The following is a 2,034-nucleotide window of genomic DNA, read 5'->3' on the forward strand; positions in this document are numbered from 1 at the left end:
ACTTTATGATCCAAGGTGGAGACCCAACTGGAACTGGTATGGGTGGCGAGTCAATTTATGGCCGTACTTTTGAGGATGAGTTTTCAAGAGAAGCGTTTAACTTATATGGAGCTCTTTCAATGGCGAATGCGGGTCCTAATACAAATGGATCACAATTTTTTATTGTTACAGCAAAACAAGTACCTGCTCAAATGTTAAAACAATTAAAAGATGGCGGATGGCCTGAAGAAATCGTTGAAGAATATGCTAAAATTGGTGGTACACCATGGTTAGATCATCGTCATACTGTCTTTGGTCGCGTCGTTGAAGGAATGGATACCGTTCTTAAAATTGAAGGCGTTAAAAGAAATGGACAAGATCGTCCACTTGAAGATGTAGTGATTGAATCCATGGAAGTAAACGCGTAGGGAGGTCCTATGAGCAAAACTTTTAGAATTGGAGATATCGTTACTGCAAAAGTAACGGGTGTACAAAATTACGGAGTTTTCTTAGAGCTAGACGAAGATACGCAAGGATTGATTCATATTTCTGAGTGTAAGCATGGGTATATGGATAATGTGCATGATTTTGTGGAAGTGGGACAGGAAGTGACGGCGAAAGTCATTGACGTCGATGAATTCTCAAATAAGATTAGTTTATCGATTCGAGCACTTGAGAAATTAGATGTACCAGACTTTCCACAACGCATTAAGAAAAATCGCAAACGGTACACTCCTTCGATTGGTTTTTCTAGCTTAGCAAAGAAACTACCAATATGGATTGAAGAAGCTCAAGAAAAATTTGTAAAAGATAAAAATAAGAGTTAATAGATTCGCTTTTTAAAGAATCTGATTGACGAAAATTAAAAATTTTAAGGAGGCATTCAAATGGGACATATTTCATTTGATTATTCAAAAGCATTAGGTTTCTTTAATCAAGAAGAAATCGATCACTTGCAATCTACTGTGACTGCATTAGATAAAGACTTGAGAGAAGGATTAGGAGCAGGGAACGACTTCACAGGTTGGATTAACTTACCACGTGACTATGACAAAGAAGAATTTGCTCGTATTAAAGAAGCAGCTAAAAAGATTCAAGAAGAATCTGAAGTATTAGTGGTGATTGGTATCGGTGGTTCTTACTTAGGTGCGCGTGCAGCCATTGATTTCTTAAACCACGCTTTCTATAACTATTTACCAAGCGATAAACGTAAAACTCCTCAAGTATTATTTGCAGGAAACAGCATTAGCTCAACTTACTTACAAGGGTTAATCGACTTAATCGGAGACCGCGATTTCTCAGTGAACGTCATTTCTAAATCTGGTACAACTACAGAACCAGCGATTGCTTTCCGTGTATTCAAAGATTTATTAATTAAGAAATATGGTAAAGAAGAAGCTGTAAATCGTATTTATGCTACAACAGACCGCGCTCGTGGAGCATTGAAATCAGAAGCAGCTGTGGAAGGATATCAAACATTTGTAATTCCTGATGATGTCGGTGGACGTTTCACAGTCTTAACAGCTGTAGGATTGCTTCCAATTGCAGTAACAGGTGCAGATATAGATGCATTAATGCGAGGGGCTGAAGATGCACGTGTGGCATACAGTTCATCAAACTTAAAAGAAAACGAAGCTTACCAATACGCTGTAGCACGTAATGTGTTATACCGTAAAGGAAAAGTGACGGAGTTACTCATTAACTACGAACCAACATTACAATACTTCTCTGAATGGTGGAAACAATTATTTGGTGAATCAGAAGGGAAAGACTTCAAAGGAATTTATCCTTCAAGCGCAAACTTCTCAACAGATTTACACTCACTAGGACAATACATCCAAGAAGGTCGTCGTAACATCTTCGAAACGGTCATTAAAGTGAGCAAACCAAATGAAGAAGTAACAATTCCTGAAACAGAAGAAGATTTAGATGGATTAGGATACTTACAAGGTAAAACAATGGACTTTGTAAATACAAAAGCTTTCCAAGGAACATTACTTGCTCATACAGATGGTCAAGTTCCAAACTTTGTAGTGAACATTCCTGATATGTCAG

The 2,034-nt window shown here is 37.7% G+C and carries 3 protein-coding genes; all 3 read left to right on the top strand.

The features are described 5' to 3' along the window. The coding region (locus tag Q0594_RS03590) for a peptidylprolyl isomerase (protein ID WP_298729657.1) at positions 1-407 on the top strand (407 nt) is incomplete at its 5' end. A 9-nt stretch (positions 408-416) separates the two neighbouring features. Beyond that, a complete protein-coding gene (locus tag Q0594_RS03595) occupies positions 417-806 on the top strand; it encodes a CvfD/Ygs/GSP13 family RNA-binding post-transcriptional regulator (protein ID WP_298729659.1) in 390 nt (129 codons plus the stop codon). A 60-nt stretch (positions 807-866) separates the two neighbouring features. Beyond that, positions 867-2,034: glucose-6-phosphate isomerase (locus Q0594_RS03600; protein ID WP_298729661.1), on the top strand; the 1,168-nt coding region annotated here is incomplete at its 3' end.

This window comes from uncultured Granulicatella sp., from assembly GCF_938030755.1.
Classification (GTDB): Bacteria; Bacillota; Bacilli; order Lactobacillales; family Aerococcaceae; genus Granulicatella.